Annotated in this window: 14 protein-coding genes; 7 read left to right on the top strand and 7 right to left on the bottom strand. The window is 75.0% G+C overall.

The genetic code is table 11. The annotated features are described in order from the left end of the window. Positions 1 to 203 precede the first annotated feature (203 nt). Positions 204 to 710 (top strand): inorganic diphosphatase, encoded by a 507-nt coding sequence (locus F6X68_RS20540; RefSeq protein WP_151455811.1) that lies wholly within the window; start codon positions 204 to 206, stop codon positions 708 to 710. A 34-nt stretch (positions 711 to 744) separates the two neighbouring features. On the opposite strand, the gene eccD is transcribed toward F6X68_RS20540, so the two are convergent. Continuing rightward, complete coding sequence (eccD, locus tag F6X68_RS20535) at positions 745 to 2,145, bottom strand: type VII secretion integral membrane protein EccD (protein WP_151455810.1); 1,401 nt, start codon at positions 2,143 to 2,145, stop codon at positions 745 to 747. A gap of 101 nt (positions 2,146 to 2,246) precedes the next feature. Between eccD and eccCa the strand changes: the two genes are divergently transcribed. The 3 genes from eccCa to F6X68_RS20520 all read left to right on the top strand — a co-directional run bounded on the left by eccCa (position 2,247) and on the right by F6X68_RS20520 (position 8,594). Further along, positions 2,247 to 6,215 (top strand): type VII secretion protein EccCa, encoded by a 3,969-nt coding sequence (gene eccCa, locus F6X68_RS20530; protein WP_151455809.1) that lies wholly within the window; start codon positions 2,247 to 2,249, stop codon positions 6,213 to 6,215. Between the two features lie 74 nt (positions 6,216 to 6,289). Then, entirely contained in the window at positions 6,290 to 7,696 is a 1,407-nt protein-coding gene (gene mycP / locus F6X68_RS20525) for a type VII secretion-associated serine protease mycosin (protein WP_151455808.1), read from the top strand. Positions 7,697 to 7,820: 124 nt separating this feature from the next. Next, the gene (locus tag F6X68_RS20520; RefSeq protein ID WP_151455807.1) at positions 7,821 to 8,594 is read left to right on the top strand and encodes a phosphatase PAP2 family protein; all 774 of its coding nucleotides are present in this window, start codon (positions 7,821 to 7,823) and stop codon (positions 8,592 to 8,594) included. Positions 8,595 to 8,598: 4 nt separating this feature from the next. On the opposite strand, the gene F6X68_RS20515 is transcribed toward F6X68_RS20520, so the two are convergent. The 6 genes from F6X68_RS20515 to F6X68_RS20490 all read right to left on the bottom strand — a co-directional run bounded on the left by F6X68_RS20515 (position 8,599) and on the right by F6X68_RS20490 (position 14,004). After that, the gene (locus F6X68_RS20515) at positions 8,599 to 9,777 is read right to left on the bottom strand and encodes a MarP family serine protease (RefSeq protein ID WP_151455806.1); all 1,179 of its coding nucleotides are present in this window, start codon (positions 9,775 to 9,777) and stop codon (positions 8,599 to 8,601) included. 63 nt (positions 9,778 to 9,840) lie between these two features. After that, entirely contained in the window at positions 9,841 to 10,533 is a 693-nt protein-coding gene (locus F6X68_RS20510; RefSeq protein ID WP_151455805.1) for a CoA pyrophosphatase, read from the bottom strand. Positions 10,534 to 10,603: 70 nt separating this feature from the next. Next, complete coding sequence (locus F6X68_RS20505) at positions 10,604 to 11,227, bottom strand: TlpA disulfide reductase family protein (protein WP_151455812.1); 624 nt, start codon at positions 11,225 to 11,227, stop codon at positions 10,604 to 10,606. Positions 11,228 to 11,271: 44 nt separating this feature from the next. Continuing rightward, a complete protein-coding gene (nth, locus tag F6X68_RS20500) occupies positions 11,272 to 12,060 on the bottom strand; it encodes an endonuclease III (protein ID WP_151455804.1) in 789 nt (262 codons plus the stop codon). A 61-nt stretch (positions 12,061 to 12,121) separates the two neighbouring features. Continuing rightward, positions 12,122 to 13,285, bottom strand: coding sequence for a CapA family protein (locus F6X68_RS20495; protein ID WP_151455803.1), 1,164 nt, complete (start codon positions 13,283 to 13,285; stop codon positions 12,122 to 12,124). A gap of 56 nt (positions 13,286 to 13,341) precedes the next feature. Beyond that, the gene (locus F6X68_RS20490; RefSeq protein ID WP_151455802.1) at positions 13,342 to 14,004 is read right to left on the bottom strand and encodes an adenosylcobinamide amidohydrolase; all 663 of its coding nucleotides are present in this window, start codon (positions 14,002 to 14,004) and stop codon (positions 13,342 to 13,344) included. A 217-nt stretch (positions 14,005 to 14,221) separates the two neighbouring features. On the opposite strand from F6X68_RS20490, the gene F6X68_RS20485 reads away from it, so the two are divergent. The 3 genes from F6X68_RS20485 to F6X68_RS20475 form a co-directional block, all read left to right on the top strand. Further along, the gene (locus F6X68_RS20485; RefSeq protein WP_089003062.1) at positions 14,222 to 14,899 is read left to right on the top strand and encodes a Crp/Fnr family transcriptional regulator; all 678 of its coding nucleotides are present in this window, start codon (positions 14,222 to 14,224) and stop codon (positions 14,897 to 14,899) included. Positions 14,900 to 14,983: 84 nt separating this feature from the next. Further along, positions 14,984 to 15,727 carry a metallophosphoesterase gene (locus F6X68_RS20480; RefSeq protein WP_151455801.1) on the top strand — a complete coding sequence of 248 codons (744 nt, stop codon included), beginning with the start codon at positions 14,984 to 14,986 and terminating at the stop codon, positions 15,725 to 15,727. Between the two features lie 364 nt (positions 15,728 to 16,091). After that, positions 16,092 to 16,242: TetR/AcrR family transcriptional regulator (locus F6X68_RS20475; protein WP_151455800.1), on the top strand; the 151-nt coding region annotated here is incomplete at its 3' end.

Here is a 16,242-nt window from a genome sequence, read left to right as displayed (position 1 = left end):
CGTCCAGCGTCGGCATCCGGACGGTAGTGTGAATCTTCCCTCCCCACGGCCCCCTCCTCGCCCCGTGAAAATCTGCTTGGGTGACACTACTTCGGTCCGAACACTATGCGGCGGCCGGAGCCCGCGGGTGGGCATTCACCCGTGCGGGAGCGGCGTGCCGCTGGTTTCCGTTGGCCAGCGTGGGCAAACGAGGGAGCGTGCAGATGGATTTCGACGTGACGGTTGAGATCCCCAAGGGTCACCGCAACAAGTACGAGGTCGACCACGCGACCGGCCGGATCCGGCTGGACCGTACCCTCTTCACCTCCACGCAGTACCCGGCCGACTACGGCTTCATCGAGGGGACACTGGGCGAGGACGGCGACCCGCTGGACGCGCTCGTGCTGGTCCCCGAGCCCACCTTCCCGGGCTGCCTGATCCGGTGCCGCACCATCGGCATGTTCCGGATGACGGACGAGAAGGGCGGCGACGACAAGGTCCTCTGCGTGCCCTACGAGGACCCGCGCCAGGAGCACCTGCGCGACATCCACCACCTCGGCGAGTTCGACCGGCTGGAGATCCAGCACTTCTTCGAGGTCTACAAGGACCTGGAGCCCGGCAAGTCGGTCGAGGGCGCCACGTGGGTGGGGCGGATCGAGGCCGAGGCGGAGATCGTGGCGTCGTACCAGCGCGCCCGGGACGCCGAGGCGCGCGGCGAGTCCACGCACTGACCCGGCACAGACCACCGACGGGCCCGGGGGCCGCTCAGCCGAGCAGCCCCCGGGCCCGTTCGTACAGGTCGAGCACCGCGCAGGCGACGGGCACCACCGACACCACCAGGGCGGTGTCGGTCAGGTCCGCGATCCGGCCGACGTACGGGGAGACCGGGCGGCGGGCGTACGTGGTGCCGGCGACCACCGCCACCAGGGCCAGCGCCAGCCCGCCGACGACCAGCGTGAGGCGGCCGGTCGGGCCGGAGCGCCCGACGAGCACGGCGCCCAGCACGGCGTACCCGGCGAGGCCGGCGACGACGGTCGGCACCCGATGGCGCAGGGACACGAACAGCCGGGAGCGGAGCAACAGCACGGCCGCGGCCACCGCCACCAGCAGCCGGCCGGCCGTCCCGCCGGAGAGGCCCAGCACCACCGCGGCGGCGACCGCCAGCACGGCGTGCCCGAGCAGCATCCCGGTGAGCATCTCCTCGGTGCGGGCCACCGCCGCGTAGACCCGGTCCCGGTCCGGCAGGTCGCGGACCCGGTCGGCGTCGCCCGGCTCGCCGGTGGGCAGGGTGATCGGGGGCAGCGGCACCTTCCCGAGCCGGATGGCCAGCAGCGGCACCGCCCCCACGGCGAAGACCAGCACGCAGAGCAGAATCGCCGCCGTGCCGGCCGGGCTGAGCAGCAGTCCGCCGAGGGCCGCCAGCGCGCCCACGAACCCGGCGGTGGCGCCCGCCACGAAGACCCGCAGCCGGGTGGCGACGCCGACCAGCCCGAGCACCGACACCAGCAGCAGCGCCACCGACCCGGCGAGCAGCTCGGGCGCGCCGACCCAGCGCAGCCCCGGGACCGGCCCGACCGGATCGCCGGAGCTGACCGCCAGGGCGCCCGCCGCCGCCGCGTACGGCAGGGCGTAGCCGCCCAGGGTCGCGCCGGCGGCCCCGTCCGCGTGGGCACGGGACGCCACCACCCCGGCGAGGGTGAGCAGGAGCGCCACCACGGCGGCGGCCGGCCAGGCCGACCCGTACGCCGGACCGCCGGCCGTCACGGCGAGCAGCCCGACGGCCAGCGGCACGGCGGCCCCGGCGAGGGCGGCGGCCCGGGTGGCGGCCGGTGACCACGCCCCGCCGCGCCGCCGGGCGCCGTCGGCGATCGCCTCGACCACGTCGTCGTACTCCAGCTCGGGCCACTGCGCGCGGGCCGGCACGAGGTGCAGCACCTCGCCGTCGCGGACCCCCTGCGGCAGCAGGGCCTGGGCGGTGGTCAGCACCGCGCCGTCGGTGCGCCGCAGCACCCAGCCGCCGTGCCGCTCGCCGTCGTCGGCGAGCCCCTCGCCGGCGTGCCGCAGCACCTCGGGCAGCAGCTCGGCCAGGGGCACCTGCTCGGGCAGTGCGACGTCGACCCGCCGCTGGGGGGCGCTGATGGTGACCCGGGCCAGCCCGATCGTCATCGACTGATCTCCATGTTCGGCGGGGTTGGTGGCTGCGCGGACGACAGGACTTTACCTACCATGAGCCAGGCTCGGGTTACCGAGCGCTGTCAGGAGGTCGAGTGTCCACTGTCGTCATCAAGCGGCCGCCCCGCCGACCGGCGCCGGAGATCCCGGTGGGTGAGCTGCCGGTGGACGCGCCGCCGGAGATCCCCGCCGTGGCCGGCGGGCGCTGGCAGCAGCTGCTCATGGTGCTGCCCATGCTCGGCGGCACCGTGGCGATGGCGATGATGTTCGGCCGCGGCGGGGGCGCCTACTCGTACGTGGTCGGCGGGATGTTCGGGCTCTCCTCGCTGGCCATGCTGGTGACCTCGTGGGGCAGCGCCTCCGGCACGCCGAAGAAGTCGGAGATGATGGCCGCCCGGCGGGACTACCTGCGGCACCTGACCGTGCTGCGGCGCCGGGTCCGGCAGACCGCCGGGCAGCAGCGTGCCGGGCTCTACTACCGGCACCCGGATCCCGGCCGGCTCTGGTCGACCGTCGACAGCCACCGGGTCTGGGAACGCCGCCCCACCGACCCCGACTTCGGGGTGGTCCGGGTCGCCGTCGGCCCGCAGACCCTCGCCACCCCGCTGGTCCCCCCGGTCACCCGCCCGCTGGAGGAGCTGGAACCGATGACCGCCGGCTCGCTGCGCCGGTTCCTGGACGCGTACTCCGTGGTGCCGGACCTGCCGGTGGCGCTCTCCCTGCGCAGCTTCGCCCGCGTCTTCGTACGGGCCGCCGGCCCGGGCGACGACGGCGACGGACCCGCCGCCCAGGCCCTGGCCCGGGCGATGCTCGCCCAGCTCGCGGTCTTCCACGCCCCGGACGAGCTGCTCGTCGCCGTCTGCGCCGGGCCGGAACGGCGGGCCGCCTGGGAGTGGGTCAAGTGGCTGCCGCACGCCCACCACCCCACCCGCACCGACGCGCTCGGCCCGGTCCGGCTGGTCACCAGCGCGGGGGTCGAGCTGGAGGGGCTGCTGGACGAGGTGCTGGCCAGCCGGTCCCGGTTCAGCCCCGCCGGCCCGGCCACCGACGGCCCGCACGTGGTGGTGGTGCTCGACGGGGGCGACCTGACCGGCGCCACCGACCTGACCGGCGACGGCGGCATCGACGCGGTCACGATCATCGACCTGGACACCCCGCCGCCGCGCCTGCTGGACCGGTTCGCGCTGCTGCTGGAGCTGCGCGGGGGTCGGCTGCACTCCCACTCCGCCGACGGGCACGCCGAGGTCGGTACGGCGGACCGGCTGGACCTCGTCGACGCGGAGGCCGTCGCCCGACGGCTGGCCCCGCTGCGGCTGGCCACGGCGGCACGCGGCCCGGACGCCCCGCCGGGCGCGGAGCTGGGCCTGCCCGAGCTGCTCGGTCTCGGCGACCCGGAGAGCTTCACCGCCGAGCAGGGGTGGGCGCCCCGGTCCGCCCGGGAGCGGCTGCGGGTGCCGATCGGGGTGGGCACCGACGGCGGCGCCATCGAGCTGGACCTCAAGGAGTCGGCGCAGGACGGGATGGGGCCGCACGGCCTGCTGATCGGGGCGACCGGCTCCGGCAAGTCCGAGCTGCTGCGCACGCTGGTGCTCGGGCTGGCCGCCACGCACAGCTCGGAGCAGCTCAACTTCGTACTGATCGACTTCAAGGGCGGCGCGACCTTCGCCTCGTTCGACCGGCTGCCGCACACCGCCGCGGTGATCACCAACCTGGCCGACGCGCTGCCGCTGGTCGACCGGATGGTCGACGCCATCAACGGCGAGCTGGTCCGCCGCCAGGAGCTGCTGCGCCGGGCCGGCAACTTCGCGAGCCTGCGCGACTACGAGCGGGCGCGCGCCGCCGGCACCCCGCTCGCCCCGCTGCCGTCGCTGCTGCTGATCTGCGACGAGTTCTCCGAGCTGCTCTCGGCCAAGCCCGACTTCATCGACCTGTTCGTGCAGATCGGCCGGCTGGGCCGGTCGCTCGGCGTGCACCTGCTGCTGGCGAGCCAGCGGTTGGAGGAGGGGCGGCTACGCGGACTGGACACCCACCTGTCGTACCGGATCGGGCTGCGGACCTTCTCGGCGCTGGAGTCCCGCACGGTGCTCGGGGTGCCGGACGCGCACGAGCTGCCCCGCTCCCCCGGCCACGGCTACCTGCGCTTCGGCACCGAGCCGCTGGTGCGGTTCAAGGCCGCGTACGTCTCGGGGGCGCTGCGCCGGCGCGGTGCGGCGCCCGGCGCGGGCGGCGCCGGGGCCCCGCGCCTGCTCGCCTTCTCCACCCACCTCGTGCCCAAGCCGGAGCCGGTCGGGCCGCCCGCCCTGCCCGCGACGGCCGACGAGGGCGGCACGGAGAGCCTGCTGGAGCTGATGGTCGACCGGCTCGCCGGGCAGGGGCCGCCGGCCCACCAGGTCTGGCTGCCCCCGCTCGGCCGGGCGCCCGCGCTGGACGAGCTGCTCGGGCCGGTCGGCGTGGACCCGGCGCGCGGTCTCACCTTCGGCAACCCGGAGCTGCACGGCGCGCTCCAGGTGCCGGTCGCGGTCGTCGACAGGCCCTTCGAGCAGCGCCGCGACGCGCTCTGGCTGGCGCTGGACGGCGCCGCCGGCCACGTCGCGGTGGTCGGCGGCCCGCAGAGCGGCAAGTCGACCGCGCTGCGCACGCTGATCTGCGCCCTGGCGCTCACCCACACCCCGGCCGAGGTACAGGTCTACTGCCTCGACTTCGGCGGCGGCGGGCTGGCCGCGCTGCGCGACCTGCCGCACGTCGGCGGGGTCACCGGCCGCGCCGACCCGACGGCCGTCCGGCGTACGGTCGGCGAGATCGCGACCCTGCTGGTCGACCGGGAACAGCGCTTCGCCGAGCTGGGCGTGGAGTCGATGGCCGCCTGGCGGCAGCGCCGGGCCGCGCTCGCGGGCACCGGCCAGCCCGGGGCCGACCCGTTCGGCGACGTGTTCCTGGTGGTGGACGGTTGGGCCACGCTGCGCGGCGAGTACGACGACCTGGAGCCCCTCATCACCGACCTGGCCACCCGGGGGCTGTCGTACGGGGTGCACGTGGTGGCGACGGCGGTGCGTTGGCTGGACTTCCGGCCGGCGATCCGGGACCTCTTCGGTTCCCGGCTGGAGCTGCGCCTCGGCGACCCGGCCGACTCGCTGGTGGCCCGCCGGGCGGCGGCGAACGTGCCGGAGAAGACCCCCGGCCGGGGCGTCACGGCGGAGAGCCTGCACTTCCTCACCGCGCTGCCGCAGCTCGCCGCCTCCGGCGGGGACACCACGGATCTGGTCAAGCAGTCCGCCGGGGGCTGGGCCGGCCCGGTCGCGCCCCCGGTGCGGCTGCTCCCGCCGGTGCTCCCGTACGCCGAGCTGGACCTGGCCGCGGCCACCGGACTGCGCATCCCGGTGGGGATCGCCGAGGCGGACCTGCGCCCGGTGGTGCTGGACTTCGGCACCGAGCCGCACTTCGTGGTCTTCGGCGACGCCGAGTGCGGCAAGTCGTCGTTCCTGCGCGCGCTGGCCACCTCGATCATGACCCGGTTCACCCCGGAGCAGGCCCGGGTCATCCTGGTCGACTACCGCCGCAGCCTGGTGGACCTGACCGAATCGGCGTCGCCGCACCTGATCGGCTACGGCTCCGCCGCGGCGCACACCACCGACCTGGTCGAGTCCGCCGCCGGCTACATGGCGGGGCGGGTGCCCGGGCCCGACGTCACGCCCGCGCAGCTGCGGCAGCGGTCGTGGTGGTCCGGGCCGGAACTGTTCGTGCTGGTCGACGACTACGACCTGGTCGCCGGCGGGCCGTCCAACCCGCTGCGCGCCCTGGAGGAGCACCTGCCGCACGCCCGGGACGTCGGGCTGCACCTGGTGCTCGCCCGCCGCTCGGGCGGCGCCGGACGGGCCCAGTACGAGCCGCTCGTGCAGCGCCTGCGGGAGCTCTCCACCTCGGGGCTGGTGATGGCGGGCAGCCCGGAGGAGGGGGCGCTGGTCGGCCCGGTCCGGCCCGGTCCGCTGCCCCCGGGGCGCGGCCGGCTCGTCACCCGGCGCGAGGGCGTACGCCTCGTCCAGTTGGCCCATCTGCCGCCGCCGTGACCGGTGTCCCGGGAACGCCCCGCAAGGCGGCGAGGAACCGGTAATCTCCGATCGTCATGTTTGCGTCGCGATGAATCCCTGAGGATGTGACGACCGTGCGGCACAGCTGTCCGCCAGCGGCTCGGCGGATCGCCGGACGTACGTTGCTCGGTCTGGCGGCCGCCGTCGTGTCGGTCGCGGGTCCGGTCACGGCGGCCGACGCCGCCCCTCCGCAGCCCGCCGCCCGGCCGGTCCTCGACCCGCCGGCCGTCGTCGTCCCGGTGGCGCTCGCGGCGCCCGACAGCAAGAACCGCCCCGACCAGGTCCGCGACGAGCAGTGGCAGCTCGACGTGTTGCAGGCGAAGACCGCGTGGCGCAGCTCGACCGGGCGGGGGGTCACCGTCGCGGTGATCGACTCCGGCGTGGACGCCGCCCATCCCGACCTGGCCGGCCAGGTGCTGCCCGGCCTCGACCTGGTCGCGCCCCGGGGCGCCGCCGGCGACCCCGATCCGGTCGGCCACGGCACCACCGTGGCCGGGCTGATCGCCGGCCGCAACGACGACGCGCGGGGGGCCGTCGGCCTGGCGCCGGACGCCCGAATCCTCCCGGTGCGCGTCCTCGACGCCGAGAACCGCTACGACGACGCCCTGATCGTCGCGAAGGGCGTGCGCTGGGCCGTCGACAACGGTGCCCGCGTGATCAACCTGTCCCTCGGCGGCAGCGGCGACAGCCCCGCCCTGGCGGCGGCGCTCGACTACGCCTTCGCCCGGGACGTCGTCGTGGTCGCCTGCACCGGCAACCTGGGCAACTCGTCCAACGCGAAGGTCTGGTACCCGGCCCGCGAGCCGGGCGTCATCGCGGTCGCCGGGTCGGAGCGCGACAGCGACAACCTCTGGTCGGGTTCGATCACCGGGCGGGCCACCGTGCTCACCGCCCCCGCGACCGGCCTGGTCGGGGCCCGGCCGGGCGGCTACTGGCGGGTGCAGGGCACCAGCTTCGCGGCGCCGCTGGTCGCCGCCACCGCCGCGCTGGTGCGGGCCCGCTACCCGGAGATGTCCGCCGGCGACGTCGTCAACCGGCTGCTCGCCACCGCCCGCGACATCGGCCCCACCGGCCGGGACGACCGTTTCGGGTACGGCATGGTGAACCCGGTCGCCGCGCTGGACGCCGAGGTGAGCCCCGTGGGCCGCAACCCACTGGACGACGAGTCCTCGCCGGGCGTGGTCGGTTTCGGCCCGGCCCCGGGGGCGACGCAGCCCGACGTCGCGGGGGTCGGCGGCGACCCGCGCGGCTTCACGGTGCCGCGCCAGCAGTCCCGGTGGGCGGCGCAGCCGGCGGGCGCGCAGGAGGAGACCACTCCGGAGCAGCTGTGGACCGGGGCCGCGTTCTTCGTCGCCCTGCTGACCGGGGCGGCGTTGATGGTGCGCCGGTTCCGCCAGTGGACCCCGCTGGCCTCGCCCCGGCGCAGCACCGGGACGTGGCGTCGCCCGCCGGCGCCCTGACCGGCCGGCCCGGTCGTCGTCGCCCTCGCGGGAGGAACCGCCGGCGCCCCGACCGGGCAACCGGCCCCGGGTGGACGCCCCGGATCGGGTCTGACCGGGCCGCGTCCCGGGTAGGAGCACGGTCATGAGCCCGTCCGGCCCGCGTACGCTCACCGCCCCGCCGCGCTCCTCGTGGCGGGGCCGCCGCCTGCACCCGGACCACGCCCGGGGTCTGCGGCTGACCCTCGCCGCGGCGGCCGCGTTCCTGGTGGCGGTGCCGTTCACGCTGCTGGCCGTCCTGGTCCTGGGGGACTGGTCCCCGCTGCGCCGGCTGGACACGGCGGTCACCGACACGCTGGTCGGCTACGCCGCCGACCACCCGGCGTGGGTACGCCTGATGACCCTCTGGACCGACGTGTTCGCCCCGATGCCGCTGCGCGTCGGCGCCCTGGTCCTGGTCCTCTGGCTGGTCCGCCGGGGTGCCCGGCAGCTGGCGGTCTGGGTGGCCGTCACCATGACGGTCGGCGGCCTGCTCAGCCCGCTGCTCAAGCTGCTCGTCGGCCGGCCCCGGCCGGACCTGCCGGACCCGGTGGCCGAGGCGCCCGGCCTGGCCTTCCCGTCCGGGCACGCGCTCAACGCCGCCCTCGCGGCCGGGGTGCTGCTGGTGGTGTTCCTCCCGTACGCCCGGCCGGCCGGGCGCCGGGTGGTGTGGACGGCCGCCCTGCTGCTCGCCCTGGTGACCGGGTTCAGCCGGGTGGCCCTCGGCGTGCACTGGACCAGCGACGTGCTGGCCGGCTGGCTGCTCGGCGCGGCCGTGGTGGCCGCGACCGCCGCCGCCCTCACCGTCTGGCGGGCCGACCCGCCGGGCCGCCCGACGCCGCCCACGGGTCACGGGCCGGCGGCGGGTACGGGGAGCTGACCGGTCAGGTGCACTCGCCGGTGCCGACGGCGCGGGTGCGCTCGGCGCCGGCCAGGGCCACCGGGCGGGCCTCGGCCGCGGTCACCGCGAAGCCGGTGTTCGGATCGTCGGCCACCGCCGCGAAGATCACACCGAGCACCAGCCCGTTCGACGAGACCAGCGGGCCCCCGGAGTTGCCGCTCTGCACGAGCGCCCGGATCGTGTAGACCTCCCGGGTCACGTTGCCGCCGGAATAGATGTCGGGCCCGGTGATCCGGTTGACGTCCCGGATCCGCGCGGACTGGGCGTTGTACGGCCCGTCGAGCGGGAAGCCCAGCACGATCGCGTCCGCGCCGCTGCCCGCGTTGCCGGCGGCGAACCGCATCGACGGGCCGGGCAGCCCCGGCACGTGCAGGACGGCCAGGTCCCGGTCGGGGTCGTAGACGACCACCTTGCTGTCGTACCGCTCGCCGTTCAGCTCGACGACGGTGGACCGGGTCCCCGCGACGACGTGCGCGTTGGTCATCACCCGGTCGTCGGCGTAGACGAAGCCGGAGCCCTCGATCCGGCGCGAGCAGCTCGGGGCGGAGCCGAGCACCTTGACCACCGAACGCTGACTGTTGACCACCACCTGCGAGCCGGCGAGCGCCGGATCCGGCGGGGACACCTGACGGGCGCGGGTGGGTGCCAGGTCGCCGAAGACGTCGGGGAAGCCGTTGGTGTCGACGGTGTCCCGCAGCGCCGTGGAGAGCTGCTGCGCCTGGTCGGGCAGGACCCGGTCGACCACCGTGAGCAGCGCGCTGTTGCGCACCGAGGAGGCCAGCCAGGGCAGCGACGACGAGCCGAGCGGCACCGCGACGAGCCAGGCGACCAGCAGCACGGCGAAGAGCGAGACGAACGCCCCGCCGACGTCGTCGACCCGCTTGGCGACGTCATTGGTGATCGTCTTGCGCAGGTGCGAACCGAGCCAGCCGGCGAGCGCCTGGCCGACCACCGCCAGCCCGAAGATCGCCACCAGGGAGATCAGCACCCGGGTGCCGCTGTCGACGAACTGCTGTGCCAGCAGCGGCCCCAGTTGGAGGCCCACCAACGCGCCCAGGAAGAAGCCGGAGAACGACAGCACCCCGATGACGAAGCCCTGGCGGTATCCGCTGATCGCGAACACGAGCATGAGCAGCAGCAGTACGAGATCCACGGCGGACACGCGTCAAGCGTACGGGCACCGGGCTCGCGAGATGACCATCGCTTGCGGAAGGTGACCGTCCGGTCAGCGCACCGGGGTCTCGTCGACCGCGTCGGTGCCGGCCGAGGGCGCCGGGGTGGCCCCGGTCGGCGGCAGGTCCACGACCCGGTCGCGGGGCCACGGCCGGGCCCAGCCGCCCATGTCGAGCAGGGCGGCCAGCACCCCGGCGGTGAAGCCCCAGACCAGCATCCCGCGCGCCGAGAAGGCCGGGCCGATCCAGCCGCTCGGGTGGCGGACCCGCATCCGGTTCGCCGGGTCGACCAGCTCGGCGACCGGCAGCCGGGCCACGTGCGCCACCTCGGCCGGCTCCCGGGGATGCACCGGGTGCGGCGCGTGCCACCAGGCGAGCACCGGGGTGACCACGAAGTCGCTGACCGGGATCCAGAGCTTCGGCAGCTCCGCCAGGACGGTGACGCTGGTCGGGTCGAGGCCGACCTCCTCGTTCGCCTCGCGCAGCGCGGTCGCCCGGGCGTCGGCGTCCTCCGGGTCGGCCGCGCCGCCGGGGAAGGCGGGCTGCCCCGCGTGGTTGCGCAGGGTGGCCGCCCGCTGGAGGATCAGCACGTCCGGGCCGGCGCCGGGCTCCTCGCCGAGCAGCACCAGCACCGCGCTCTCCCGCCCCCCGCTCTCCGGGGTGACCAGCCGGGTGAAGTCCTCGCTGCGCGCACTACCGAGCCGGGTCAGCAGCGGGTCGAACCAGCCCGGCGGACGCCGGTTCACGCCGACACTCCCGCGTCCTGCCGGTGGCCCGTGCCCGCACCCCCGCGCCCCGTCGCGCGTGCCGGACGGCTCATGCCGGCACCGTCACGCCGAGGTGCTGGCGGACCAGGTCCGCCAGCCGGGCGTCGTCGAGGGCGCCGCTCGAGTCCACGTGCCGGATGCGGCCCTGCCCGTCGACGAAGACGGTCAGGGGGATGGCCTTGCGGTTCAGCTCCCGCTTCAGGCGCTCACCCTGGTCGACCAGGACCGGGAAGCGGACGCCGAAGTCCTCGCCGATGGCCTGGGCCGCCTCGCGGCCGTCCTGGTTGTTGACCCCGACCACCTGGAGCTGGCCGGCGGCCCGCTGGCTGAGCCGCTGGAAGGCGGGCAGTTCCTTGCGGCAGGGCGGGCACCAGGACGCCCAGACGTTGATCACCGCCGGGCCGCGCAGGTCGCGCAGGGCGACCGGGGCGCCGCCGGTGAAACAGTTCAGGGTCAGCTCGGGCAGCGCCTGGCCCCCGCCCCCGGCCGGGGCGGCGGGTGCGGCGGACGCGGGCGGCGTACCGAGGGCGGAGCAGTCCTGGAAGGGCGACGGCCGGCTGGCGGCGGCCTTCTGCCGGTCGGTGGGGCCCGGGTCCTTCTCCTCGGTGCCGGCGGTGCACCCCGCGACGGCCAGCAGCACGGGTACGAGCAGGGCGACGAGCCGGCGCTTCACCGGTCGCGACTGCGGGGCTCGCAAGACCGGCTCACTCCTCGCGCTCACGGGGCCTCCGCCACGACGGCCTGGACCGGCACCAGCTCCGGGTCGACCCCGGCCGCCACCGCCAGGTCCCGGGCCCGGGGGCCCTTGAGCAGCTTCGCGGCCGCCGCCGGCTCGGTCGGGCCGGTGCCGTACGACGGGCACAGCTTCACCAGGGTGCACGCCCCGCAGGCCGGCTTGCGGGCGTGGCAGACCCGCCGGCCGTGGAAGATGATCCGGTGCGACAGCATGGTCCAGTCGCGCCGGGGGAAGAGCGCCCCGATCGCGTGCTCGATCTTGACGGGGTCGGTCTCGGCGGTCAGCCGCCAGCGCTGGACCAGCCGCTGGAAGTGGGTGTCGACGGTGATCCCGGGGACGTCGAAGGCGTTGCCGAGGATGACGTTGGCGGTCTTGCGGCCGATGCCGGGGAGCGTCACCAGGTCGGCGAGCTTGCCGGGGACCCGGCCGTCGTACCGCTCCACGAGGGCCTGGCCGAGCTTGATCAGCGAGTCGGTCTTGTTGCGGTAGAAGCCGGTGGGCCGGATCAGCTCCTCAAGCTCCGTCCGGTCCGCCCCCGCGTAGTCGGCCGCGCTCGGGTAGCGGGCGAAGAGCTTCGGGGTGACCTCGTTGACCTTCTTGTCCGTGCACTGCGCGGAGAGGATCGTCGCGACGGCCAGCTCCAGGGCGTTGGAGTGGTCCAGTTCACAGTGCGCGTCAGGGTGGGTGTCGGTCAGCGCCCGGCCGATCCGCCGGGCGCGACGGGTGCGCCCGAGGTCGGTCTCGGTGAAGCCGGAGGAACTCGTGGTCACGCCGGCCAGCCTACGTCGCCCGGCCGACGGTCGGCCGGGTCCACGCGCCGTGCCGCCCCGCTCAGCCGCCCTGCGGCGCGCTGATCGCGCCCGAGTCGTCGAAGTCGGCCCCGGTCTCCGGGAAGTCGCTCTTGGTGAGCTGCTTCATCAGGCCCAGCCCGCGGTCGTCCTTGTCCATGGTCGGCTTGCCGATGGAGTTCATGTACGTGGAGACGAACGAGCCGCCGGCCCAGCTCCCGTCCGGCTTCAGCGAGACCTTCAGCACCCCGCCCCAGCCGAGCCGGCCGGCGTTGCTCAGCGAGTTGCCTCCGCCGGCGAAGTTGCCCAGGCTGTACGCGATCAGCCGGCCCTTGTAGAACTCCATGCCGCGCAGCACGTGCGGGCCGTGCCCGACGATCAGGTCCGCCCCGGCGTCGATCATCGCCTTCGAGAACTTGACCGGGTCGCCCCGGTTCTCGCCGAGGAACATCTCGGTGCCGGGCCGCACCCGCGTCTTCTCGGAGCCCTCGCCGCCCATGTGCACCTGCACCACCACGATGTCGGCCATGCCGGCCGCCTTGGTGATCACCTTCTTCGCGGCGGCGATGTCGGTGAGGCTGTTGGACCAGACGTACGACGAGAAGCCGGCAACCGCGACCTTGACCCCCTTGACGTCGACCACGGTGATCTGGTCGGGCGCCCCGGTGTGCGCGAGCTCGTACTTCTCCAGCGCCTTCTGGGTGTTCTCGTAGCCCCTCGGCCCGAAGTCGTAGCCGTGGTTGTTGGCCTGGTTGAGCAGGTCGAAGCCCGCGTCGCGCAGGTGCGCGGCGTACTCCGGCGGGGCCCGGAACTGGAAGCAGCGGGTCGAGTTCGGGCCGCACTTGCCGGTGCCGGTGTCGACGGTGAGCGGCTCCTCCAGGTTGCCCATCACCAGGTCGGCGGCGAGCGCCTTCTCGACCGAGTCGAAGAAGCCCTTCCCGCCGTTGGGGGGCAGCCGGTTCGGCGCGTTGCCCATGATGATGTCGCCGGTCGCCGAGAGCGAGATCGCCTGCTCGGCGGGCTGGGTGGTGCTCGTGGGCTCGCCGGAGCGGACCGGGGCGCCGGTGTTGCCGCCGCCCGCGCCGGGCTGCCAGACCGCGTCGGACCCGGATCCGGGACCTCCGCAGCCGGCGGTGAGCAGGACGGCGAGGAGTCCGCCGAGGGCGAGTGCGGCCCGGCGACGCGGAGAGGAGGCGGCAGCGTACATCGAGCGCGACCTTATCGGCTGGGCAACGCCGAAACGAGGGCCGATCGGACGGAGTCTCAGCCCGCCAGTCGGTCCGACCACGGGACCACGGTGCCCGCCCCGCCGGCCGTCACGGCGGCGTGCACGGCCCGGGCCAGCGGGGCGCCCCAGGTGGAGCGCGGTCCGCCGTACGCCGACTCGGGGCCGTCGACCGGGCAGAGCACGGTGACCGCGTCCGTCGGGGTGCCGGTACCCGGCACGCCCAATTCTGCGATCGCCTGCGCCTTCGCCTCGGTGGCGGTGGCCACCGCGTTGACGAGGGCGGCGTCGCCGAGCCGCGCCGGGACGTACACCACGATGTTGACGGTGCCGACCCGCTGGGCCAGCGCCGCCGGGGCGGGCTCCGCCGCCCAAACGGGGGTGCCCAGGCCGACCGTCGCCCAGGCCCGCACGCCGGTGTCCGTCCGGGCGACCACCTCGGCGACGTCCACCCCGGTCAGCAGGCCCACCCCGGGCCCGTCGAGGTCGAGCCGGTCGGCCAGTTCGGCCAGGTGGTCGGCGGGGTCGTCCCGGTCGTACGACATGGGCACGGTCGCGTTGACGACCCAGTGCCGGACGCCGATCCCGCCGCCCAGCGGCGCGGAGCTGACCGCGCGCAGCGGGCGGTCGGCGCGCCAGAACAGCAGCGGGACGTCCCGACCGTCCTCCTGGCGGGCGGTCAGCACGGGTTCACTCAGCACGTGGTGACCCTACGACCCGGGTGTCGGGGGCCGGATCGGCGTTCGGGAGGGCGCGCGATTTTACTGCTTGATCAGGCCCGGCAGGTTACGCCCAACGATCAAGTTTCCAGGGGTGCACCTCTGATTGCTGCTCACGTGCGCCTAGACTGGCGACGCGCGAGGGATCAGCGGACGGCGGACCCGGCCGACGGACGGCACGCGCAGGCGGAGGTGCGCGATGGACGAGGTACTGGCCCGCAGCGGGATCTTCCAGGGCGTCGACCCGGAGGCTGCCGAGGCGCTCGCCAAGGAGATGGAGACGCTCGAGGTCCGCAAGGGCGAGATCGTCTTCAACGAGGGCGAGCCCGGCGACAGTCTCTACATCCTGCTGTCCGGCAAGATCAAGGTGGGTCGGCGGGCTGCCGACGGCCGGCAGAACCTGATCGCGGTGATGGGCCCGTCGGACATGGTGGGCGAGCTGTCGCTCTTCGACCCCGGCCCCCGCACGGCGACCGCCACCGCGGTGACCGACACCCGGCTGGTGCGGCTGCGCAAGCAGGCCCTGCGCCCGTGGCTGAACAACCGGCCGGAGATCGCCGAGCAGCTGCTCCGCGTGCTCGCGCGCCGGCTGCGGCGGACGAACGACTCGCTGGCCGACCTGATCTTCACGGACGTGCCCGGCCGCGTCGCCAAGAACCTGCTCCAGATGGCCGGCCGCTTCGGCACCCGCGACGGCGGCGTGCTGCGGGTGACCCACGACCTCACCCAGGAGGAGATCGCCCAGCTCGTCGGCGCCTCCCGGGAGACCGTCAACAAGGCGCTGGCCGACTTCGCCTCGCGTGGGTGGCTGCGCCTGGACGGCAAGAGCATCATCATCCTCGACCCGGAGCGCCTGGCCCGCCGCGCCCGCGTCTGACGCACCCGCTGATCTGCCCCGGGCCCTGTCTGCCCGGGGCAGAACCGCTGGACACCGGCACGGGCCGGTGGGCACGGTGGAGCGATGCTGAACCGGGTCGCCGTTCTCTCCGACATCCATGGTGCGCTGCCGGCGCTGGAGGCCGTGCTGGCCGAGCCGGACGTCGCCGCCGCCGACCTGATCGTGCTCACCGGCGACATCGCGGCCGGCCCACAGCCGGTCGAGGTGCTGGACGTGCTCGCCGACCTCGGCGACCGGGCCTGCTGGGTCCGCGGCAACGCCGACCGTGAGCTGGTGGAGGCCCGGGCCGGGCACCTCTCCCCGGTCGACGTCTCCAACTGGGCGGCCGAGCAGTTGCGCGACGACCAGCTGGCCCGGTTGGCGGCGCTGCCGCTGACGGTCACCCTGGAGATCGCCGGCCTCGGTCCGGTGCTGTTCTGCCACGCCACCCCCCGCGACGACGAGGAGGTCGTGCTCGTCGACTCCCGGATGGAACGCTGGGCGGAGGTGCTCGCCGACGTCCCCGCCGAGGTGGGAACGGTGGTCTGCGGGCACACCCACATGCCGTTCACCCGGCTGGCCGACCGCCGGCTGATCGTCAACCCGGGCAGCATCGGGATGCCCTACGGCGGCCCCGGCGCCTTCTGGGCGCTCCTCGGGCCCGGCGTGGACCTGCGGCGTACCCCCTTCGACGTGGACGCCGCCTGCGGCCGGGTGGCGGCCGAGTCGGGCTTTCCCGACGCCGCCGACTGGGCGGACGAGTACCTGCGCTCCCGACACAGCGACGCCGCAGCCCTCGCGGTCTTCGCCCCGCGCGACGGCCGCTGAGGACGGCGGGACGAGGGACGCGGAGGGCGACGGGACAAGGACGCGGAGGATGAACGGAGGAAGAACCCGGCCACCGCCCTGTCGAACTGAATCGCCTACGACATCAGAGGAATCCGGCGCCGCGTCTCTACGGTCGCCGCAGGAAGGCGCGGTCGCGTGAGTCGGCTACGACATCAGTTCGACAGGGCCGCGTAGGTCATCCGCCGCCCTGCCCGGCGCCCTGCCCGCCACGTTGTCCGCGGGCCATCGCGGTGGCGCGGATGGCGGGCTTGCAAGCACCGGGACCGGCGAGGCATGCGGTCGAGTCGCCCGCCGAGAAAAAGTCAGTCTTGACTGTTTGTTTCTGCGGCGGCACGCTGTCTCCATGTCCGCATCGACCCGCGTCCCTCAGCAGGAACGCAGCCGCGCCACCCAGGCGCGGCTGCTGGAGGCGACCGTCGAGTGCCTGGTCGAGCACGGCTGGTCCGGCACCACCACCACCGTCGTCGCAGCCCGGGCCGGCGTCTCGCGCGGCG

The organism is Micromonospora sp. AMSO12t (assembly GCF_008806585.1).
Classification (GTDB): Bacteria; Actinomycetota; Actinomycetes; order Mycobacteriales; family Micromonosporaceae; genus Micromonospora; species Micromonospora reichwaldensis.
This window is presented reverse-complemented; position numbering and strand designations above follow the sequence as displayed.

Bases quoted from the DNA above. Each gene is read 5' to 3' on its own strand.
- F6X68_RS20520 (WP_151455807.1), top strand. From the start codon at position 7,821: ATGAGCCCGTCCGGCCCGCGTACGCTCACCGCCCCGCCGCGCTCCTCG.
- F6X68_RS20485 (WP_089003062.1), top strand. From the start codon at position 14,222: ATGGACGAGGTACTGGCCCGCAGCGGGATCTTCCAGGGCGTCGACCCG.
- F6X68_RS20540 (WP_151455811.1), top strand. From the start codon at position 204: ATGGATTTCGACGTGACGGTTGAGATCCCCAAGGGTCACCGCAACAAG.
- F6X68_RS20480 (WP_151455801.1), top strand. From the start codon at position 14,984: ATGCTGAACCGGGTCGCCGTTCTCTCCGACATCCATGGTGCGCTGCCG.
- eccD (WP_151455810.1), bottom strand. From the start codon at position 2,145: ATGACGATCGGGCTGGCCCGGGTCACCATCAGCGCCCCCCAGCGGCGG.
- F6X68_RS20495 (WP_151455803.1), bottom strand. From the start codon at position 13,285: ATGTACGCTGCCGCCTCCTCTCCGCGTCGCCGGGCCGCACTCGCCCTC.